This is a genomic window from Pseudomonas sp. Pseusp9, from assembly GCF_059491265.1.
The window spans coordinates 1,272,684-1,291,914 of record NZ_CP168500.1 but is presented as its reverse complement, the minus strand read 5'-3'; the positions used below and the strand labels follow the sequence as shown (position 1 = coordinate 1,291,914).

General features: G+C 61.3%; 20 protein-coding genes. 9 read left to right on the top strand and 11 right to left on the bottom strand.

Going from position 1 to position 19,231, the window contains the following annotated elements:
- Positions 1-11: 11 nt before the first annotated feature.
- Both ACEN8E_RS05720 and ACEN8E_RS05715 read left to right on the top strand, forming a co-directional pair.
- Entirely contained in the window at positions 12-680 is a 669-nt protein-coding gene (locus tag ACEN8E_RS05720) for a COG3650 family protein (protein WP_495591776.1), read from the top strand.
- A gap of 107 nt (positions 681-787) precedes the next feature.
- A complete protein-coding gene (locus ACEN8E_RS05715; RefSeq protein WP_495591775.1) occupies positions 788-2,401 on the top strand; it encodes an NAD(P)/FAD-dependent oxidoreductase in 1,614 nt (537 codons plus the stop codon).
- 143 nt (positions 2,402-2,544) lie between these two features.
- Here ACEN8E_RS05715 and ACEN8E_RS05710 read toward each other — a convergent pair whose 3' ends face one another.
- Complete coding sequence (locus ACEN8E_RS05710) at positions 2,545-3,642, bottom strand: PLP-dependent cysteine synthase family protein (RefSeq protein WP_495593278.1); 1,098 nt, start codon at positions 3,640-3,642, stop codon at positions 2,545-2,547.
- A 246-nt stretch (positions 3,643-3,888) separates the two neighbouring features.
- Between ACEN8E_RS05710 and nhaA the strand changes: the two genes are divergently transcribed.
- A complete protein-coding gene (nhaA, locus tag ACEN8E_RS05705) occupies positions 3,889-5,076 on the top strand; it encodes a Na+/H+ antiporter NhaA (RefSeq protein WP_495591774.1) in 1,188 nt (395 codons plus the stop codon).
- Between the two features lie 105 nt (positions 5,077-5,181).
- Here the strand turns inward: nhaA and ACEN8E_RS05700 are convergent, their stop codons facing one another.
- The gene (locus ACEN8E_RS05700) at positions 5,182-5,646 is read right to left on the bottom strand and encodes an outer membrane lipoprotein (RefSeq protein ID WP_008016451.1); all 465 of its coding nucleotides are present in this window, start codon (positions 5,644-5,646) and stop codon (positions 5,182-5,184) included.
- 165 nt (positions 5,647-5,811) lie between these two features.
- Between ACEN8E_RS05700 and ACEN8E_RS05695 the strand changes: the two genes are divergently transcribed.
- The gene (locus ACEN8E_RS05695; RefSeq protein ID WP_495591773.1) at positions 5,812-6,048 is read left to right on the top strand and encodes a hypothetical protein; all 237 of its coding nucleotides are present in this window, start codon (positions 5,812-5,814) and stop codon (positions 6,046-6,048) included.
- A gap of 5 nt (positions 6,049-6,053) precedes the next feature.
- Here ACEN8E_RS05695 and pdxH read toward each other — a convergent pair whose 3' ends face one another.
- The 5 genes from pdxH to dinG all read right to left on the bottom strand — a co-directional run bounded on the left by pdxH (position 6,054) and on the right by dinG (position 13,839).
- The gene (pdxH, locus tag ACEN8E_RS05690; RefSeq protein ID WP_495591772.1) at positions 6,054-6,701 is read right to left on the bottom strand and encodes a pyridoxamine 5'-phosphate oxidase; all 648 of its coding nucleotides are present in this window, start codon (positions 6,699-6,701) and stop codon (positions 6,054-6,056) included.
- Positions 6,702-6,725: 24 nt separating this feature from the next.
- Positions 6,726-7,733, bottom strand: a complete 1,008-nt coding sequence (locus ACEN8E_RS05685; RefSeq protein WP_495591771.1) for an OmpA family protein — start codon at positions 7,731-7,733, stop codon at positions 6,726-6,728.
- 112 nt (positions 7,734-7,845) lie between these two features.
- The gene (locus ACEN8E_RS05680) at positions 7,846-8,991 is read right to left on the bottom strand and encodes a serine hydrolase domain-containing protein (protein ID WP_495591770.1); all 1,146 of its coding nucleotides are present in this window, start codon (positions 8,989-8,991) and stop codon (positions 7,846-7,848) included.
- Positions 8,992-9,195: 204 nt separating this feature from the next.
- On the bottom strand, positions 9,196-11,598 hold the full coding sequence (locus ACEN8E_RS05675; RefSeq protein ID WP_495591769.1) for a beta-galactosidase: 2,403 nt from the start codon (positions 11,596-11,598) through the stop codon (positions 9,196-9,198).
- 96 nt (positions 11,599-11,694) lie between these two features.
- On the bottom strand, positions 11,695-13,839 hold the full coding sequence (gene dinG / locus ACEN8E_RS05670) for an ATP-dependent DNA helicase DinG (protein ID WP_008016067.1): 2,145 nt from the start codon (positions 13,837-13,839) through the stop codon (positions 11,695-11,697).
- 98 nt (positions 13,840-13,937) lie between these two features.
- On the opposite strand from dinG, the gene ACEN8E_RS05665 reads away from it, so the two are divergent.
- Complete coding sequence (locus ACEN8E_RS05665; RefSeq protein WP_495591768.1) at positions 13,938-14,402, top strand: CopD family protein; 465 nt, start codon at positions 13,938-13,940, stop codon at positions 14,400-14,402.
- 118 nt (positions 14,403-14,520) lie between these two features.
- Here ACEN8E_RS05665 and ACEN8E_RS05660 read toward each other — a convergent pair whose 3' ends face one another.
- The 4 genes from ACEN8E_RS05660 to ACEN8E_RS05645 form a co-directional block, all read right to left on the bottom strand.
- Complete coding sequence (locus ACEN8E_RS05660) at positions 14,521-15,279, bottom strand: collagen-like triple helix repeat-containing protein (RefSeq protein ID WP_495591767.1); 759 nt, start codon at positions 15,277-15,279, stop codon at positions 14,521-14,523.
- On the bottom strand, positions 15,272-15,550 hold the full coding sequence (locus ACEN8E_RS05655) for a DUF1145 domain-containing protein (protein ID WP_495591766.1): 279 nt from the start codon (positions 15,548-15,550) through the stop codon (positions 15,272-15,274). Before ACEN8E_RS05655 ends, ACEN8E_RS05660 begins: the two co-directional genes overlap by 8 nt.
- Before the next feature lie 148 nt (positions 15,551-15,698).
- Positions 15,699-16,412: a PA1041 family peptidoglycan-binding anchor lipoprotein gene (locus tag ACEN8E_RS05650; protein WP_495591765.1), complete on the bottom strand. Its 714-nt coding sequence runs from the start codon at positions 16,410-16,412 to the stop codon at positions 15,699-15,701.
- A 90-nt stretch (positions 16,413-16,502) separates the two neighbouring features.
- Positions 16,503-17,195 carry a PA1041 family peptidoglycan-binding anchor lipoprotein gene (locus ACEN8E_RS05645; RefSeq protein WP_495591764.1) on the bottom strand — a complete coding sequence of 231 codons (693 nt, stop codon included), beginning with the start codon at positions 17,193-17,195 and terminating at the stop codon, positions 16,503-16,505.
- A gap of 189 nt (positions 17,196-17,384) precedes the next feature.
- Here ACEN8E_RS05645 and ACEN8E_RS05640 point away from each other — a divergent pair, with 189 nt between their 5' ends.
- The 4 genes from ACEN8E_RS05640 (at position 17,385) to ACEN8E_RS05625 (ending at position 19,148) form a co-directional block, all read left to right on the top strand.
- Positions 17,385-17,882, top strand: coding sequence for a DUF6231 family protein (locus ACEN8E_RS05640; RefSeq protein WP_495591763.1), 498 nt, complete (start codon positions 17,385-17,387; stop codon positions 17,880-17,882).
- A 4-nt stretch (positions 17,883-17,886) separates the two neighbouring features.
- Positions 17,887-18,363: a YchJ family protein gene (locus ACEN8E_RS05635; protein ID WP_008016059.1), complete on the top strand. Its 477-nt coding sequence runs from the start codon at positions 17,887-17,889 to the stop codon at positions 18,361-18,363.
- 87 nt (positions 18,364-18,450) lie between these two features.
- A complete protein-coding gene (locus tag ACEN8E_RS05630) occupies positions 18,451-18,945 on the top strand; it encodes an LEA/WHy family protein (protein WP_495591762.1) in 495 nt (164 codons plus the stop codon).
- A complete protein-coding gene (locus tag ACEN8E_RS05625) occupies positions 18,942-19,148 on the top strand; it encodes an SEC-C metal-binding domain-containing protein (RefSeq protein WP_008056806.1) in 207 nt (68 codons plus the stop codon). Before ACEN8E_RS05630 ends, ACEN8E_RS05625 begins: the two co-directional genes overlap by 4 nt.
- Positions 19,149-19,231 lie beyond the last annotated feature (83 nt).

Here is a 19,231-nt window from a genome sequence, read left to right as displayed (position 1 = left end):
GAGACCCCAAGATGCGTGTTGCCCGTTCCCTAGTCCTCGTTGCCCTGCTTCCGCTGTTCGCCGCTTGCCAGTTGTTCGAGGGTGAGCGGGCGAGCGCCTCCCATGTCGGCCAGACACGCATGCAAGGCCAGTTGACCGCAGCGGACGGCAAACTGCTGTTCCAGCCGTGCAACCAGGCAAACCGCTATGTGGTCAACGACACGGGCGGTACCAGTGTCCTGCAGCAGGCCGCCAACCTGGCGGACAAACAGGGCAAGCTGTTTGCCGACGTGCGCGGACGGGTTGTGACCGGCAGCAGTGGTGACGGCCAGCTCGATCTGCAGCAGTTGTACCGCGTCGAGCGTTCGGGCACCGCGTGCGATGATCCGAACTTCAAACTGCTGATTCTGCGCGCTGCCGGCCACACACCGGAGTGGAACGTGAAAGTCAGCGGCAAAGGCATGGTCATCGACCGCGCCGGCCAGCCGCCGCTGGCCGTGCCCTACGTCGAGGAGCAACTGGGTGATGGCCGCTTCAACCTCAGTACCGAAGCCAACAACCAGCACATTGAACTGTGGGTTGCACCGCAACGTTGCGTCGACAGCAGCACCGGCAGCATCCAGCACATGAGTGCCGAGCTGCGAATTGACGGCCAGGTGCAGCGCGGATGCGGTTATTTTGGCGGAGCGCGCGACGACTGATTCGACGAGAGGCGGTTTTTGCCTCACTGGACGCTGCCTTTGGGGCTTATAATCGCGGGCTTCAAACGCCCTGGCGCAGTTGTGCGCCCCGCGAACCGGATCCCGCCATGTTACGAATCACCGAACTCAAGTTGCCGATCGACCATCCCGATGAAGACCTGCGCCCTGCCATCGTGCAGCGCTTGGGGCTTGCCAGCGATGACCTGCTCGACTTCACCTTGTTCAAGCGCAGCTACGACGCGCGCAAAAAGTCCTCCGAACTGTGTTTCATCTACACCATCGACCTTGAAGTTCGCGACGAGGCGGCGGTGCTGCACAAGTTCGCCGACGACCGTAACGTCAACGTGGCGCCGGATGTCAGTTACAAAGCGGTAGGCCAGGCACCGGCCGACCTGAATGCGCGTCCGATCGTCGTCGGCTTCGGTCCGTGCGGGATTTTCGCCGGGCTGCTGCTGGCGCAAATGGGCTTCAAGCCGATCATTCTCGAACGCGGCACCGAAGTACGCCAGCGCACCAAGGACACCTGGGGCCTGTGGCGCAAAAGCGTGCTCAACCCGGAATCCAACGTGCAATTTGGTGAAGGCGGCGCGGGGACATTCTCCGACGGCAAGCTGTACAGCCAGATCAAGGACCCGAAGTTCCTCGGTCGCAAGGTCCTGCACGAATTCGTCAAGGCCGGCGCGCCGGAAGAAATCCTCTACGTCAGCAAACCGCACATCGGTACGTTCCGACTGACCGGCGTGGTGGAAAACATGCGTGAGCAGATTCGCGCCCTTGGCGGCGAAGTGCGCTTCCAGCAGCGTGTCACCGACGTGTTGATCGATGACGGCCAACTGGTCGGCGTCGAACTCAATGGCGGCGAACAGATCCATTCGAAACATGTGATCCTGGCCCTCGGCCACAGCGCCCGCGATACATTCCGCATGCTCCACGGCCGTGGCGTGTACATGGAAGCCAAGCCATTCTCGGTGGGTTTCCGCATCGAGCACCCGCAGTCGCTGATCGACCGCGCGCGCCTGGGCAAGTACGCCGGCCACCCGAAACTGGGCGCCGCCGACTACAAACTGGTGCACCACGCCAAGAACGGCCGTTCGGTCTACAGCTTCTGCATGTGCCCGGGCGGTACGGTCGTGGCAGCGACGTCCGAACCGAACCGCGTCGTGACCAATGGCATGAGCCAGTATTCGCGCAACGAGCGCAATGCCAACTCCGGCATCGTCGTCGGCATTACCCCGGAAGTCGATTATCCGGGCGGCCCGCTGGCCGGTATCGAGTTGCAGGAACGCCTGGAATCCCACGCCTTTGTGCTGGGCGGCAGCAACTACGAAGCCCCGGCGCAACTGGTCGGCGATTTTATCGCGGGCAAAGCGTCCACCGAACTGGGTAGCGTCGAGCCGTCCTACAAGCCGGGCGTTGCCCTGGGTGATCTGGCGCTGGCGTTGCCGGCGTTCGCCATCGAAGCGATTCGCGAAGCCTTGCCGGCGTTCGAGAAGCAGATTCGCGGTTACTCGCTGCACGATGCGGTGTTGACCGGGATCGAGACGCGTACGTCTTCGCCACTGCGCATTACCCGCAACGAGTCGATGCAGAGCCTGAACGTGAAAGGCTTGTTCCCGGCCGGTGAAGGTGCCGGGTATGCGGGCGGGATTCTGTCGGCGGGTGTCGACGGGATTCGCATTGCTGAAGCGGTGGCCCGGGACATTCTCGGTCTAGAGGCCTGATACCCGATCATTGCAGTGACACAAATCCCTGTGGGAGCGAGCCTGCTCGCGAAGGCGGTAGATCAGTCAACATACGTGTTGAATTAGATACCGCTTTCGCGAGCAGGCTCGCTCCCACAGTGGTATTCGGCGTCTGATGATTTTCAGATATTGGCGCGCAGCACCGAGGCCGGCAATGGCTCACCTCGCTCCACCGTCGCTGCCACCACCGCCATCAAGCCACTCAACTCATACCCCTGGGCCTTGAGCCACGCCGGATCGTAGTAGGTCGTGGCGTAGCGCTCGCCGCCGTCACACAGAATCGCCACCATCGACCCCGTCTCCCCCGCCGCCTTCATGTGCTGAGCGGCCATCAGTGCGCCGATCAGGTTGGTCCCGCTCGACCCGCCCACATGGCGCCCCAGACGTTCTGCCAGGTAGTGCATGGCCGCCAGTGACAAGGCGTCCGGTACCTTGACCATCGCGTCGATCACCTTGGGCAGAAACGACGCTTCCACACGCGGCCGGCCGATGCCTTCGATACGCGAGCCGTGGTCCAGACGCAGGCTGGCATCGCCAGTCTGGTAGTAATCAAAGAACACCGAACGCTCGGCATCGGCACACAGCACGCGGGTGCAATGCTGGCGATAACGCACGTATCGGCCCAGGGTGGCCGTGGTGCCCCCGGTACCTGGGCTGGAAATCAGCCAGCTCGGCTCGGGATGCTGTTCGAAACGCATCTGATGAAAGATCGACTCGGCAATGTTGTTGTTCGCCCGCCAGTCGGTGGCGCGCTCGGCGTAGGTGAACTGGTCGATGAAGTGCCCGTCGTGTTCGCGAGCCAGACGCTCGGACTCGGCGTAGATCTGGGTCGGGTCGTCCACCAGGTGGCTTTGGCCACCGTAGAAGGCAATTTGCGCGATCTTTTCCCTGGACGTGGTCGCCGGCATCACCGCAATGAACGGCAAGCCCAGCATGCGCGCGAAGTACGCTTCGGAAATCGCCGTCGAACCGCTGGACGCTTCAATGACCGGCGCACCGGGTTTGAGCCAGCCGTTACACAGCGCATACAGGAACAGCGAGCGGGCCAGGCGGTGCTTGAGGCTGCCCGTGGGGTGGCTGGATTCATCCTTGAAGTACAACTCGATGCCTGGAAAACCCGGTAGCGGCAAGGGAATCAGGTGTGTGTCGGCGCTGCGCTGGAAGTCGGCTTCGATGATCCGGATCGCTTCGCGGGACCACTGTCGGTTGTCGCTCATGATGGTTTTCTCATTGAATCAGGCAAGAGTGGGCCTGTCACAGGGCTCAACTATCAAGCTTAGGAAAAAACCTACATACAGCACAGGTACAGCTGAGATCCAATACGCCCGGCAACTGCTAGGCTCAGGTCCCTGATGGGGGATCACGTTGTAACGACATATAACAAAAAAGAATATAACTTTTGTTTTAACAACTAACAGTACTTGTTAGGGTGTAACACCTTTTGAATTCACGGATGGAGAGCGACCTTGCCTCTGCGTAGCACTTTCACGCGTTTCTTTCAGTTGGAAGCTGCCAGCGGTCTGCTACTGATTGCCGCTGCCGTTCTGGCTCTGATTATCAACAACTCGCCGCTGTCGTGGCTGTACAACGGCCTGCTGGACACCCCTGTGGTGGCCCAGATCGGCGCGCTGAAAATCGCCAAACCCTTGCTGCTGTGGATCAACGACGGCCTGATGGCGCTGTTCTTCCTGCTGATCGGCCTGGAAGTGAAGCGCGAAGTCCTCGACGGCCAGTTGTCCAGACCGTCGCAAATCGTCCTGCCTGGCGCGGCGGCGATTGGCGGCATGGTGGTGCCGGCGTTGATCTACTGGTACCTCAATCGCGATACGCCACCGGCCCTCAACGGCTGGGCAATCCCGACCGCTACCGACATCGCCTTCGCCCTTGGCGTGCTGGCGTTGCTGGGAAAACGCGTTCCGGTCTCGCTGAAACTGTTCCTGATGACCCTGGCGATCATCGACGACCTCGGCGCGATCATCATCATTGCGATCTTCTATTCCGGCGCGCTGTCGACCTTGTCCCTGGCACTGGCCGCGGCCTGTATTGCCGCGCTGATCGGGATGAACCGGCTTGGGGTGGTCAAGCTCGGGCCGTACATGATCATTGGCTTGATCCTCTGGGTCTGCGTGCTCAAGAGCGGTGTCCACGCTACGCTGGCCGGCGTGACCCTGGCTTTCTGCATTCCGCTGCGCACGAAAAATGCCGAGCCTTCACCGCTGCTGACCCTGGAACACGCCCTGCACCCGTGGGTCGCCTACGGCATCCTGCCGCTGTTCGCCTTCGCCAACGCCGGCCTGTCTCTGAGCGGCGTCACCGTCGAAAGCTTCACTCACCATGTTCCCATGGGCATCGCCATCGGGCTGCTGCTGGGCAAGACCGTCGGTGTCTTCGGCCTGACCTGGTTCGCCGTGAAAACCGGTATCGCCGCCCTGCCCCAAGGCGCCAATTGGGGCCAGGTGCTGGGCGTGGCGATTCTCTGCGGCATTGGTTTCACGATGAGTCTGTTTGTCGGCTCGCTGGCCTTTGAGCCGGGCGTGAGTGATTTCGCCGGGATGGACCGCATGGGGATCCTGACCGGTTCGATTCTGGCGGCGCTGATCGGCTATGGGGTGACGGCGATGGCGAGCCGCAAGAACAGCGCGCTGGCCTCCTGATAAACAGCGATAACGCCTGGCGCCAATCAAGACGCCCCCTGAGTTGAAAAACAAAAAACCCGATCAGTCACCTGATCGGGTTTTTTGTTTATCCGGTGTTTGCGCTTAGTGCGAAACGCGGCTGGTGCCATTCACACTGGCGATGCGCACACGCTCGCCAACACGGAACACTTCGTTCGGTTGAACTTCCTGAACGTAGGCGCGCATGCTGCCATCGTCTTCGCGCACGGTGATTTCCACGCCCTGGGTGCGGGTCAGGCCTTCTTCAGCGGCCGAACCGAGCAAGCCACCAGCGACTGCGCCGATGACCGCTGCAACAACACTGCCTTTGCCGCCACCGACGGAACTGCCGCCAACGCCGCCGACCACTGCGCCTGCAGCGCCGCCGATCGGGGTTTTGGTGCCTTCGATTTTCACCGGACGCAGCGCTTCGATGGTACCCATGCGAACGGTCTGCACACGACGCGCCTCGTCACGGGAGTAGGAGTCACCGGTCAGGCTCGATTGGCAACCAGTGAGCAACATCGCCATCGTGGAAAAGGAAGCAACCAGCAGAACAGACTTACGCATAGCATCAACTCCAAAGAAACAGGTGTTCATTAGACCCCGCAGCTTGACGCCTGTCACGGCACCACCCGGGTAAAATTGGTTTGATTCAGGCACCGTTAAGGCGCTCCCACGAACCCACACAGTAGCGGCAAAATCGGAAAACCGCCCCGCTGACCAAGGATTTTCATGGACTACTTTATCATCGTCGTCACGACTGTTGCCGGTTTGTACTTCCATTGGTGGCTGTACGTGCGGATCAGACGCTGGATGGACCGCGACCTGGCACTGGCGCTGGCCGGCAAGGACGAGCAGAAAAAAGCCTTCATGCTCGAACGGTTGGCGAGTGCCCGGGCGCAGAAGATCAAGCGTCGAGACCTGCCGAAGTGGCTGGAAGCCGCTGCGGCAGACTATCCCGGTCGCTAGACTGATCAGGGTGCCAGACGTTCAAGAATCCAGTCGGCGCCCTGCTGGCGGTAGTTGAGGCGGTCGTGCAGACGGCTTGGGCGACCCTGCCAGAATTCGATGCGCTCCGGCAGCAGGCGATAACCGCCCCAGTGTTCCGGGCAATGTGGCTGGGTGTCGCTGAAACGTTGCTCGGTGTCCTTGAGCAGCGTTTCGAGCTCGCCACGATCGGCGATCACGCGGCTCTGAGGCGATGCCCATGCCCCCAGGCGACTGCCCAGTGGACGGACCTGATAATAGGCGTCGGACTCCTCGGGCGTCACCTTCACCACCCGCCCTTCGATGCGCACCTGGCGCTCCAGCGCAGGCCAGAAAAACGTCATGGCTGCGAACGGATTCGCGGCCAGTTGCTGGCCCTTGGCGCTATCGTAGTTGGTGAAAAAGGTGAAGCCCTGCTCGTCCAGGCCCTTGAGCAACAGAATGCGACAGTGCGGTCGACCGTCCTGGTCAACGGTGGCCAGGGTCATGGCGTTGGCTTCCACCGGCGCCTGCTCGGTTTTCACCGCGTCGGCAAACCACTGGTGGAACAGCGTAAACGGCTTGGCCGGGGCTTGCGCCTCGGTCAGGCCATCACGGGTGTAGTCACGACGCATATCAGCCAGGCCCTTGGTCATGGCGCATTCCTTTTGGTTAACGAATCACTGCTTTGCAGTATCGGTGGCGGCGCCTTTCTTGTCAGCTGCGGAGGCTTTGGCTGGCGTGGTCTTTTTCGCCGGCGTTGCGGTTTTCGCAGGAGTTTTCTTGGCCGGTGCCTTTTTCGCGGGGGCTTTTTTCGTCGCTGGAACAGCAGCCTTTTTAGTTGCCGGAGCCGGAGTCACAGGCTTGGCGACCGGCTTGATGTCAGTGGCAGCGACCTTGCTCACAGGGGCAGGCGCCGGCATGTTGTACTTGCTCAGCAGTGCGGCCATGGTGTTTTGCGGGGTCACCAGCAGCTCCACGCGGCGGTTCAACGCACGCCCTTGCTCGCTGTCGTTGGCGGCACGTGGCGCATCACCACCCAGGCCACGCAGCATCAGGCGATCACGCTGCAAACCACTGAGACGGAAAATCGCCGCGACGGCCTGGGCACGCTCCTGGCTCAGCTTGACGTTGGCAGGCGCAGAGCCGGTCGTATCGCTGTGGCCGAGGATCAGGACAGCAGTCTTTGGATCGGCTTCAAGGATCTTGGCAACGCGGGTAAACGGACCAAGTGTGACCGGCAGCAGCATGGCCGGACGGTCAGGGTTGAACGAGCCGTCGACCGGCGCAGTCACCACCAGCACGTTTTCGCGGCGTTCGAGCTGCAGGTTACTACCCTTGACCGCCTCGCGCAGGCGCGGTTCGTAGTCGTCAAGCCAGGCCTGGGTGACCTTCGGATCTGGCATCGGCACAGCCTTGGCAGTGCTCTGCTGGTTACCGCCGAACGGCCACCACCACTTGCTGCCGGAATCGCTTTCGGCCTTGGTCACCGCAACGGGTTTGACTTCAGGTTTCGCCTCTGGCTTGGCCGCAGGCTTGCCGACGCTGTCGTCGGAACCGAACGGCCAGTACCAGTGGCTGCCGCTTTCAGTCTTGGCGACCGGTGCCGTTGCGTCTTTCTGTGGGGTCTGTGCGCAACCGGTAATAGCGAAGCACAGAGCCAAGGCGAGGGTTTTATTGGATGACATTGGATATCCACAAAAATGAAGTCAGAAAATCAGGCCGCATCGGCCCGTATAAGCAGACGCTTTGAAACTGAAAAGACAATCGGGTTCCAGTCCCGGAATCCGATAGCCGCTTTTACAGACAAGTGGCCAGAACCCGCACCAGCTTTTGCGCGCGCGGGTCCATCAAGACGTACGGCCCCAGGGTATTTGTCACAAATCCGAAGGCTACATCGTACTCCGGGTCGGCAAAACCGATGGAGCCGCCAGCGCCCGGATGACCAAACGCGCGCGGGCCAAGGCCGAAGGTGGCGTTGGCAACGTCCGGTTGATCGAGCATGCAACCCAGGCCGAAACGGGTCCGGGTCAGTAAAGTCTTGTCCTCACCGAGGCTGTGCTCACGAGTCAATTCATCGAGCATTTCGCTTTCCAGCAGGCTGCCGTCAAGCAGGCCGGCGTAGAACCCGGCCAGGCTGCGGGCATTGCCATGGCCATTGGCGGCTGGCTGTTGCATGCGTCGCCACTCGGGTTTGTTGGTGCTGGTCATGATCGACGGCGGGTTGGTGAACGCCCGGGTCGTCATCGCCGTTGGCTCACGCATGGTCACTTGCAACAGGCGCTGGGCAGCGGCATCACCGACATTGCCCTTGCCCCGCGCAATGTGGGCCACGCGATAGAACTCTTCATCGGCCAGGCCCACATGGAAGTCCAGGCCCAACGGCCTGGCGACCCGCGCAACGATGGATTCTCCCGGCCCACGACCGTCGGCACGGCGCAGCAACTCGCCGACCAGCCAGCCATAGGTGATCGCTGCGTAACCGTGACCTTCGCCCGGCGTCCACCACGGCGCTTCGGCGGCCAGGGCGGCGACCATGGTTTGCCAGTCGTAAAGGGCTTCGGGGGTCAGTAATTCGCGCAAAGCCGGAAGGCCGGCCTGATGGCAGAGCAGCTGACGAAGGGTGACAGACTCTTTGCCGGCAGCGGCAAATTCGGGCCAGTAGCGCGCAACCGGGGCATCCAGTTGCAGCTTGCCTTCGGCCACCAATTGCAGCGCGGTGACGGCAGTAAAGGTCTTGGTGCAGGAGAACAGGTTGGCGATGGTGTCGCTGTGCCAGGCCTCGGACCCGTCCTTGTCGGCAGTGCCGGCCCACAGATCGAGGACGGTTTCGCCACCAATCTGAATGCACAACGCTGCGCCACGCTCCTGGGGATCGTCGAACAACGCCGCGAAAGCCTCGCGCACCGCCTCGAACTTAAGCTCGTAATGACCCTGAATCTGCACCCGCAACTCCCCGGATTAACGCTCTACAAAGTGGCGGGCATTGTTCCAGCCCTTGAGGGTTTTGGGAACAGGGTTGGGCCGGGCGGTTGCTACGTTTTATGCAGACTGAAACGACGCCTTCGCTGGCAAGCCAACTCCTACAAGAGCGGGGATGATCTGTAGGAGCTGGCTTGCCAGCGAAGAACGATGACGCGGTTTCAACGATTAATGACCATTCCCGGAATGCCCACCAGCGCCCTTCCCCGGCCCCTTGCCGGCCTCGGCCTTGCGGCCGCCCTCGGCGTCGTGGCTGGCTTTGTCGGCAGCGGCCGCCGCCTTCTCGGCCTCTTTGCCCAATTGCTCGACTGTCGCCAGATTGCTCTTGCGCACGCTGTCAACAAAGCCCTGGAACGGCAGATCAGTGATGCCCACCAACCCGAAGTGACCGTTTTCACCATCAAGCAGGCGACCGGTGACCGGTTGATCGAGGTACTGGAACCAATGCACGCCGACAATCGACGGCTCGCTCAAGGCCTGCTTGAGGAAGTTGGCATACGCTGCACCACGGTCCTCCTCCTTCGCCAACGGCGTGACACCGCCCCAGAACGGGCCGCGATCAGTCGAGCCGAAATTGAACTCGGTGATCAACACCGGCTTGTCGAGGCTGCGCAGCCTGGCGAGGTCGTAGCCATCCTGAGGTTGCAGGGTGTACATGTTGAAGCTCAACACGTCGCAATATTGGGCGCAGGAATCCACCGCTTCCGGCGTGCTGATGGCGAAACGGCCGCCGAGCAGCAGCTGGTTAGGTGCGTGCCACTGGAGTGAGTCGGAGATGGTCTTGAAGTAAGTGTCAGCAAAGACCTTCTGGAAGTATTTGAAGTCGGCTTCGATTTCCGGGTGTTCGGCGCTCGGGACCGGCGGTACGAACCCCGGATCTTCCATCAGTTCCCAGGCCGGCAGATCAATGCCCCAGGCTTTCGACAGGCCATCCTGATTGCGGTACTTGTCGCGCAGTTGCTTGAGGAACGCGCGCTTGGCCGGGACGTCGGTGGTCATTTTCAAGGTGCCGTAGGCCAGTGCATAACGGGCTTTCGGGTCATCGCCGGGACCGGCCCAGGCCAGCTCATTGTCGGCGTAGTAACCGATCAGCCATGGATCGTCACGATGGTCGCGAGCGGCAATCGCCACGGCGCGTTCGGTGGCCATGGCAAAACGCGGGTCGAACGGGTCGGGCATGCCGCCCCACCAATCGGTGCCGGTGCTGATGCTGGCGTAGTCGCCGACGATCGACAGCGGCAAGGTGTACGGCACGCGATCAGCGTTACCCAATACCGGAGCGCTCCAGTTGCCGATGGTATTGAAACCCCAGGCCTGCAAGCGATCAAGGGTGTGACCAGCCCAGCGCTGCTCGTCGAACTTCGCTTTACACGGTTCGACAGCTTTTGCCTCTGCCGCTTGCGCTACCGTTGCTTCGGACTTGGCCGCCTCGGCGACGCCAGCTTTGGTTTCGCTGCCCAGGCCGCAAGGATCGCCATACAAGCGCTGCAGGTTGGCAGCGTAGAAGTCGTACCAGCGACCGGCATTGTAGCCGCGCCCTTGATCGGCTCCATTGCCGCCACGGTTGTCGCCTTCACCATAGTGGCTGGCCAGCGCCTCGTCAGCCTTGGGCAGGGATTCGAACATCCATTCGCGGCCGGCAACATAGGTCTGGTTGACATCCGCGGCCACGGTATTGACCCCGAGGGAATAGAACGGGTGGCCTTCAGGCGTCACCAGATACCAGCGACCGTCACGTTTCTCTGTGCGGAAAAAGCCACTGGCCTTGAAGGATGGGCCTTTGGTCAAACCACCGAATTTGTCCAGGGAGGACTTTTCGCGCTCGGCCAACCAGGTTTTCAGTTGTTGTTGCTCCTTGCTCGCGGCGCCTTTGAGTTGTTCGTCGCTGCCGATCTTTTCCGGCCATTTGCCCCGGGTCGACTGGCCGTAGGCGTCCACCAACCCGCCATACACGGCTTGGGTGACCGACTCACCGTCCTGCACGCCAAAGCGCTCCAGCAGGATGCTCTGCGCGACTTTCGGCTGGTCCATCGACAAACTCACCGACACCACTTCTTTGCGATCCAGCTCACCGGCGCTACTGGCCAGCAACACTCGTTGGCCATCGACGGTCATCGGCATCGGCGGGCCAGCCTTCATGCCCTGGCTCAAGGGGGATGTCGCTTGCAGCGGCACCAACAGGGTTTGCGCAGGCCCTGCCGGCAGATCGATGCGGCTGACCAGGGTCTTGCCATCATTGCTCTGGATGGTCACGTACAGGGTCAAGGCCCAGTTCATCGCGCTCTGGATCCGCAGGCTCATGACGCCCGACTGCGACCAGTCCCAGGCGCCGGTTTGCGGGGTCAGGCGCAAAGTCGGTCGGGCGACCGGGTTGAACGTCACCCGGCGCAGCACTTCGCCCTCGGGGGTTTGCTCGGCGTTGGACTGCGGCAGACTGGCATCCTGAGTCGCCACCTGGACCACGTCGGCGGGGCGCACAAAGTTGAACAGCGTCTGCTGGCCGGCGGGAGCCGCCAACAAAGGTGTTGCGAACAGCAGGGCAAAAACGGCAGGCAACGAACGGCAAATCATGAGAACGAAATTCTCCCTAACGACCTTCAATGGGCCAGTGGAAAAGCGATGGCAGAGAGATAGACAACGCGGCGGGCAAAACTGCCCACCGGTGCGTCAGGAAATTTCTCGACGGAACGGCGGCAACGCATTGAGGATGGCTTTGCCATAGCGCTGGGTCACCAGGCGCCGGTCGAGCAAGGTGATGGTGCCGCGGTCTTCTTCGGTACGCAGCAAGCGACCGCAGGCCTGGACCAGCTTCAGCGAGGCGTCCGGTACGGAGATTTCCATGAACGGATTGCCGCCCCGGGCCTCGATCCATTCGGACAAGGCTGCTTCGACGGGATCATCGGGCACCGAGAAAGGAATCTTGGCAATGACCACGTGCTCGCAATAGGCACCGGGCAAGTCGACCCCTTCGGCGAAACTCGCCAGGCCGAACAACACGCTGGAATCCCCGCCATCGACTCGCGCCTTGTGCTTGTTCAGGGTTTCCTGTTTCGAAAGGTTGCCCTGAATGAACACTTGCTTGCGCCAGTCGCGGTCCAGGCCATCGAACACGTCCTGCATCTGTTTACGCGAGGAAAACAGCACCAGGGTGCCCCGCGAGCCTTCGACCAACTCAGGCAGATCACGAATGATCGCGGCGGTATGCGCCGCTGCATCACGGGGGTCGGCGTTCAGGTTCGGCACCCGCAACACACCGGCGTCGGCATGATGGAACGGGCTTGGCACCACCGCCGTCACGGCTTTTTTCGGCAGGCCGGCGCGCATGCGAAAGCGATCGAAGGTGCCCAGAGCTGTCAGGGTCGCCGAGGTCACCAGACAGCCATACGCCACGTTCCACAAATTGCGCCGGAGCATTTCCGCCGCCAGGATGGGACTTGCGTTGACCTCGATGTCGAACAGCGAACCACTTTCAGCCAAAGTCAGCCAGCGGGCCATGGGCGGGTTGTCTTCCGGGTCTTCGACGGTGAAGGCGGTCCACAACTCCCAGTTGCCGGAAGAGCGGGACAACAGGCTGCCGAACAGCGGATACCACTCTTCGGCCTGGTTGCTGGCGATGCCGATGTTGACCTCGCCGTCCATGCCTTCCTTGAGCAGGTCGGTCAGGCGGGTGAACAAATCGGTCAGCCGTGCGAAGCCTTTCTTCAGTTCGATGCCCATTTCGCGCATGTGCTCGGGAATCACCCCGCCGACGAATCGATGACGCGGGCGCTCGCGGCCTTCAACGTCTTCGCCGGGTTTGAAATCGGCAATCTGCTCGCATGCAGTGAACATGAACTGCTGCTGGGTCTTGATCTCACGGGCCAGCTCCGGCACCTGCTCGATCAGCTTGCCCAGGTCGCCTGGCAGCGGATGCTGGGCCAGCAGTTTGGTGAGGTTCTTGGCGGTGGTTTCGAGCCAGTCGGCGGTGGAGCGCAGGCGCGTGTAATGGGCGAAATGACCGATGGCCTTGTCCGGCAGGTGATGGCCTTCGTCGAACACGTAGATGGTGTCGCGCGGGTCCGGCAGCACGGCGCCGCCGCCCAGGGCCAGGTCGGCCAGGACCATGTCGTGGTTGGTGACGATCACGTCGACCTTGCCCATGCCTTCGCGGGCCTTGTAGAAGGCGCACTGGCCGAAGTTCGGGCAATGACGGTTGGTGCACTGGCTGTGATCGGTGGTCAGGCGCGCCCAGTCGGCGTCTTCAAGGGCGGTTGACCAACTGTCGCGGTCGCCGTCCCACTTATTGCCGGCGAGTTTTTCGATCATGCTGGTGAACAGCTTCTGGCTGGCCTCGTCGACCTCGATCTTGAAACCTTCTTCTTCGAACAGCTGTGCCGTGGCGGTCTGCGCGTGGCCTTCCTGGAGCAACATGTCGAGCTTGGACAGGCACATGTAGCGCCCGCGCCCCTTGGCCAGGGCGAAGCTGAAGTTCAGCCCGCTGTTGCGCATCAGGTCGGGCAAGTCCTTGTAGACGATCTGCTCTTGCAGGGCCACGGTGGCCGTGGCGATCACCAGGCGCTTGCCGGCGGCCTTCGCCGTGGGAATCGCCGCCAGGCTGTAGGCTACGGTCTTGCCGGTACCGGTGCCGGCTTCCACCGCGACTATCGCGGGGTCGCCACTGCGCCGGCCTTCGTCGTCGGTGTCGATGTCACCCAGGACCTTCGCGACTTCGGCGATCATCAGGCGTTGGCCGTAGCGCGGCTTGAGGCTCTTGGCTTCGAGAAAACGCGAGTAGGCGCCCTGGATCGTGGTTTTGAGTTCGGTGCTGATCATGGATTGTCGGGCGCAAAAAACGCTGGATAAATTTTCAGTGGTTCGGATCGCCGCTATCATACCCCGCTAATGAATCCCGCGCAGAACGGAGTAACCCAATGACACCTTTTAGCCTCATTTACAGCCTGCATGTACTGGCCGCCCTGGTCTGGGTCGGCGGCATGTTTTTCGCCTGGATGGTCCTGCGCCCCGCAGCGATCAAGGCACTTGAAGGCCCTGCCCGGCTGAAATTATGGGTAGAAGTGTTTCAAGGTTTTTTCCGCTGGGTCTGGGTGGCGGTCGTGCTGTTGCCGGTCAGCGGCGTGGTCATGCTGAATCTGCACTTCACCGGCTTTGAAAACGCGCCGCGCTATGTGCAGGTGATGATGGGCTTGTATGTGGTGATGACCGCGCTGTTTATCCGCATTCAGGCGCTGATGCTGCCGGAGTTGCGCACCGCCGTGGATGCACAGGATTGGCCGGCTGGGGCTGCGGTGTTGGGACGGATTCGCCGGTTGGTGGGAATCAATCTGTTGGTGGGCTTGGCGGTGGTGTTGATTGCGGCGATTCGGCCGACATTCTAAAAGCATCATCGGAACGCCGCCCGGACCAAACCCACTTCCACAGGGACTGCGCAAATCCTGTGGGAGCGAGCCTGCTCGCGATAGCGGTCTGACAGACCGCTCACTTTTGCGCGACTGCTTACAACCGCTGAACCGTCACCGAACCGGCCGCACCCTCAGGTCCCGGCCGCCCGTCGGTGCCAGGTTTACCGCTCTTGCCACCATCAGCCTTGTAGATCAGGCAGCCCTTGGCCTTGCCACCCGCGCCCGGTTTGCCGCCCGGGCCGGCCAGGCCGCCGGCACCGCCAGCCACCTGAACCTTGATCCGGTCTGCCGGGAAGTCGTGCGGCACCGCCAGTTTAACCAGCGCTCCCGGCGCCCCCGGCTGACCATTGCTGCCATCACTGCCATCGGCGCCGCGACCGGCCTGCCCCCAGGTGCACCCCGGTTCCTGGCCGTTAGCCCCATCGAGGCCGACAAACCCCGGTGCGCCCGCGCCACCACGAGCATCAACGATCAACTGCGGTGCGTTCAGTGCCTTGATCTGCAAATCAAGATTGCGTCCGGACCGAGCGGCCTTCTGATAGGTCCCGGGTGCGCCACGGGCGGTGATCTGGCTGCCTTCGGACAAATCGGCGCGATGGACCTTCAGCGCCAGCGCCTGTTCCGCCGGCACGATGGCGATGCGCGCTTCACGCCCCAGATGCAATTCACCCACGGTGACTTCGGTGACATTCGAGGGAATCAGCAAGGTGCCGTAATCGGCCACTTCCAGGCGTTCCAGTTGCAGGGTGCTGGCGGTGTTGGGCAAGCGCATCAACGAGTTGGGTTCGACACTCACCACCTGTGCGCAGGCCAATGGGCTGATGAGTGCGGCGAGCAGGCAGAATTTACGCATGGGAAGCCTTCGAAGCGGTAGGGGCTGGAATGGTTTGCAGGTGGAATACGCCGAAAATGACGATCTTCAGCCGGTCAAGCCAGGGATGGGCGCGACCCCGCAGGCTGCGATAGCACAGCAACGCTTCCAGTAGATGGATGAATCCCAACAGGCCGCCGGCCAGATTGACCAACGGGTGTAGCGGAAAGACGAACGGCGTGAGCAGATTGACCAGCACCACCGACCAGAACACCAGGGTCAATAACCGCCCCAGCCCCCATAAGACTTTCATACGCTCCCCCGATGAGAATTATTGTTTGCGCGCACAGTAACGGCTTCCACGCGGGTTAAGCCAGAGGGCAACGGAAAATTCTTCATGCAGGCCGCCGAACGGCCGTCGCAGCGCTCACAACTGTCGCTCGACGGCTCTATCTCTTGGCTCAACGGTTTATATGCAGATCCACGCGACGGTTTTTCGCACGCCCTTCTTCCGTGTCGTTATCGGCAATCGGCTGACTCTTGCCCTTGCCTTCGCTGGTGACTTTGTTCGGCGCCACACCCTGGCTCAGCAAGTATTCCGCCACGCTGCTGGCACGTCGCTCCGACAGGGCCTGGTTATAGGCATCCGAACCGACGCCGTCGGTATGGCCGACCACCTTGATGCTGACCACATCGGCATCTTCGAACTTGCTCATCAATGCATCCAGTCGACTCTTGGCCGTGGGAGTCAGGTCAGATTGATTGAAGGCAAACAGCACGTCATCGCTCAGGGTGATGACTTCCGATTGCGCGGGCTCGGGTTTGACGCTGGCGGCCGGATACTGCGGCATCGGGCAACCATGATGATCGACCGGGGTATTGGCGGGCGTGTCAGGACAACGGTCACGCCGGTCGAAAACGCCGTCGCCGTCTTCGTCGCCATCCTGGGCATAGCAGATCAAACCGCCGGACAAGATACCCAGCGCCGCCCCACCTGCGGCCCAACCGCCACTCTCGATGGCGCCCAGGCCGCCACCGACCAGGCCGCCGATGAGGCTGCAAATTGGCCAGGTTCGCTGATTGAGAGGGGCAGTGCCATCGCTGTGGGTCGCGCAGCCGGTCAAGAGACTGCCAAGTAGCAGAACCGGCAAGACGGTCCTTGTGAGAACGATCATGTTGAAAGCTCCTGTGTCCCCGGCCAATACCGGTTACACAGGAGTAAAGACCCGCATCCGCGACTGCACAAGGCGCGGATGCGAGGGGGCTTAACGCTCGATTTTGATTTCCGTACGACGGTTCTGTGCACGACCGTCAGCAGTTTTGTTGTCAGCAACCGGCTGGCTTTCACCGGCACCGACAACCGACACGAAGTTACTGCGAGGTACGCCTTGCGAGATGAGGTATTCAACTACCGAGTGGGCGCGTTTATCCGACAGTTTCTGGTTGTAGGTGTCGCTGCCCACGCTATCGGTATGACCGGTGACCGTCAGTTTGGCAGTCGGGGCTTCGGCTTTCAGGCGAGTGGCAATCTTGTCGAGTACCAGTTTGTCGGACGAGGTAAGCGTGGCTTTATCAAACTGGAAGTGAACATCGCGGATGACGATGGTTTCTTCCTTGACCACAACCGCTTCTTCGACCACGGGCGCCGGTGCTGGTGGGCAACCGTTGGCATCGACCTGAACGCCTCTTGGCGTGCCAGGGCACTTGTCACGGCTGTCCGGCACGCCATCGCCGTCTTCGTCGCCATCACCATGAACCCAGCAATAAGCCGCTGCCGTACCGCCGACGAGCAGAGCACCATACCCTGCCCATGCCGAGCTTTCGGTCGCACCGAGGCCCGCGCCCACGACACCACCAACCGCCGCGCAGGTTGGCCAATCGGTTTTCTGCAAACCTGCGCAACCAGTCAAGACACTGGTTAGCAGAACCAAGGGTAATGCTGTCCGAACTATGCTCATCTAGTTTTCTCCTGAAGGATCGGCTTAGAACCGATTCAGGTAGTAAAGACCCGAGTTTTAAACTCCGCCAGCAATAGGCCATGCTGTTTATTCACGCATTGGCGACAAGTTCGCGCTTTTGTCGCCAAGCCGCTCTAGGCCCGAACGTTCGGGCAGGCTAGTCTTGGCAGATCTGATTGAGGATCTTCGATGACTGCAGATATTTCTTCACGCACGCCGCAACAGGCACTGGCCGCTTTACTTGACCGATATGCCCCCGCGCGCCTGTTGTTGATCGGCGCCAGCGAGTTCCCGGCACTGGAAGCGTTCAAACTTGCTCACCCTGAAAGCAGTGTCGCCTGCGCTGCCCCCGGGCCGTTGCCCGCCGATTTGGCAGCCCGCCGATTCGACCTGGCCCTGGCGGTCGATTGCCTGGAGCACTTGCCCAAGCGCGACGGCCTGAACCTGCTGGGCGGCATCCGCAATCTCAACGCCAGCCGCATCGCCGTACTGGCGGATCTGCCGGCCTGCGGCTGGCAGGAAACCGATTTTTTCTCCCTGGCCCTGCAAGCCAGCGAACGCTTTCAACGGGACGAACAGGTCCTGACCCTGTTTACCTACGATCTGCTTGAATACAAACAAGTCCCCGACTGGCTCAATTCGCGCTTCTGGGCCAATCCGGAAAACTTCGGGAAATACTGGTGGTAATGCAATGAGTACATCCATTTGCCCTTGCGGCAGCGGCACCCCGCTCGACGCCTGCTGCGGTCACTACCATGCCGGGCATCCGGCGCCGTGCGCGGAAGCCTTGATGCGCTCGCGCTACAGCGCCTATGTGTTGGGGCTGGTCGATTATCTGGTGGCCACCACCCTGCCGGCCCAACAGGCCGGCCTGGATCGTCAATCCATCAGCGACTGGAGCGCGCAAAGCACGTGGCTGGGCCTAGAGGTGGAAAGTTCCGAAGTACTGGGCGGCCAGCCTGAACACGCATTCGTGACCTTCACCGCGCGGTGGCACGACAGCGGTGGCGAGCACAGCCACCGCGAGCGTTCGTCATTTGTGCAAAACACCGGGCGCTGGTATTTCATCGACCCCACCGTACCGCTCAAGGCCGGACGCAATGACGCCTGCCCGTGCGCGAGCGGGCAGAAGTTCAAGAAGTGTTGCGCGGGGTATTTCAGCAGTTAGGACACGCAATGCCTGTCCACCTCCCAGGAACTGCCGAAGGCTGCGATCTTTTGGGTCTAGACTGGGGCTCAAGGGAGAAACACCACGATGATCATCCGCCGCGGCGCACGCTATCTGCTCACGTTGTTCCTGACACTGGGACTCGGCGGCTGCGCATCGTGGTTCGGCGACGACTTGCCGGACCCCGAAGTCCATCTGGTGAAGATAGAGGTGGTCCGCGCCAAATTGCTGGAACAGAAACTCCTCCTGCATTTTCGCATCGACAACCCCAACGACAGCGACCTGACGGTGCGCAGTCTGGAGTACCGCATTCACTTGGGTGACATTCTGCTGGCCGAAGGCGAGCACGATCACTGGTTCACCGTCGGCCCCAAACACAGTGCTTACTTCAAGGTGCCTATTCGCACCAACCTGTGGTCAAAGGTGCGTGACCTGGCCAAACTGCTGAAAAAATCCGATGAACCCATTCCCTATCGTCTGGAAGGTGAACTGGAAACCGGTATATTCATCGCCCACTACGTGCACCTGGCGCGCAATGGCGTGATAATCCCCGCCGATTTAATTCCGGAGCAACACCGATGACCCAGCAACCCCACGTCCACGGCCCTGACTGCAACCACGATCATGACCATCACCAGCATGATCACGACCACGGCCATGTCCACGGTCCGAACTGCGGCCACGCTCACCAGGAACCGGTGCGCAACGCCCTGAAAGACGTCGGCCGCAACGATCCGTGCCCGTGCGGCAACGGCAAGAAATTCAAGAAGTGCCACGGCGCTTGATGCTTCGGGCGAAGACTTGCTTCGCCTGTTGAATCGCGTTCGCGAGCAGGCCTGTTGTGTGAATGCAGTTCCCTTGTAGGAGC

Bases quoted from the DNA above. Each gene is read 5' to 3' on its own strand.
- ACEN8E_RS05720 (WP_495591776.1), top strand. From the start codon at position 12: ATGCGTGTTGCCCGTTCCCTAGTCCTCGTTGCCCTGCTTCCGCTGTTC.
- ACEN8E_RS05715 (WP_495591775.1), top strand. From the start codon at position 788: ATGTTACGAATCACCGAACTCAAGTTGCCGATCGACCATCCCGATGAA.
- ACEN8E_RS05700 (WP_008016451.1), bottom strand. From the start codon at position 5,646: ATGCGTAAGTCTGTTCTGCTGGTTGCTTCCTTTTCCACGATGGCGATG.
- ACEN8E_RS05695 (WP_495591773.1), top strand. From the start codon at position 5,812: ATGGACTACTTTATCATCGTCGTCACGACTGTTGCCGGTTTGTACTTC.
- pdxH (WP_495591772.1), bottom strand. From the start codon at position 6,701: ATGACCAAGGGCCTGGCTGATATGCGTCGTGACTACACCCGTGATGGC.
- ACEN8E_RS05685 (WP_495591771.1), bottom strand. From the start codon at position 7,733: ATGTCATCCAATAAAACCCTCGCCTTGGCTCTGTGCTTCGCTATTACC.
- ACEN8E_RS05675 (WP_495591769.1), bottom strand. From the start codon at position 11,598: ATGATTTGCCGTTCGTTGCCTGCCGTTTTTGCCCTGCTGTTCGCAACA.
- dinG (WP_008016067.1), bottom strand. From the start codon at position 13,839: ATGATCAGCACCGAACTCAAAACCACGATCCAGGGCGCCTACTCGCGT.
- ACEN8E_RS05665 (WP_495591768.1), top strand. From the start codon at position 13,938: ATGACACCTTTTAGCCTCATTTACAGCCTGCATGTACTGGCCGCCCTG.
- ACEN8E_RS05660 (WP_495591767.1), bottom strand. From the start codon at position 15,279: ATGCGTAAATTCTGCCTGCTCGCCGCACTCATCAGCCCATTGGCCTGC.
- ACEN8E_RS05655 (WP_495591766.1), bottom strand. From the start codon at position 15,550: ATGAAAGTCTTATGGGGGCTGGGGCGGTTATTGACCCTGGTGTTCTGG.
- ACEN8E_RS05650 (WP_495591765.1), bottom strand. From the start codon at position 16,412: ATGATCGTTCTCACAAGGACCGTCTTGCCGGTTCTGCTACTTGGCAGT.
- ACEN8E_RS05645 (WP_495591764.1), bottom strand. From the start codon at position 17,195: ATGAGCATAGTTCGGACAGCATTACCCTTGGTTCTGCTAACCAGTGTC.
- ACEN8E_RS05640 (WP_495591763.1), top strand. From the start codon at position 17,385: ATGACTGCAGATATTTCTTCACGCACGCCGCAACAGGCACTGGCCGCT.
- ACEN8E_RS05635 (WP_008016059.1), top strand. From the start codon at position 17,887: ATGAGTACATCCATTTGCCCTTGCGGCAGCGGCACCCCGCTCGACGCC.
- ACEN8E_RS05630 (WP_495591762.1), top strand. From the start codon at position 18,451: ATGATCATCCGCCGCGGCGCACGCTATCTGCTCACGTTGTTCCTGACA.
- ACEN8E_RS05625 (WP_008056806.1), top strand. From the start codon at position 18,942: ATGACCCAGCAACCCCACGTCCACGGCCCTGACTGCAACCACGATCAT.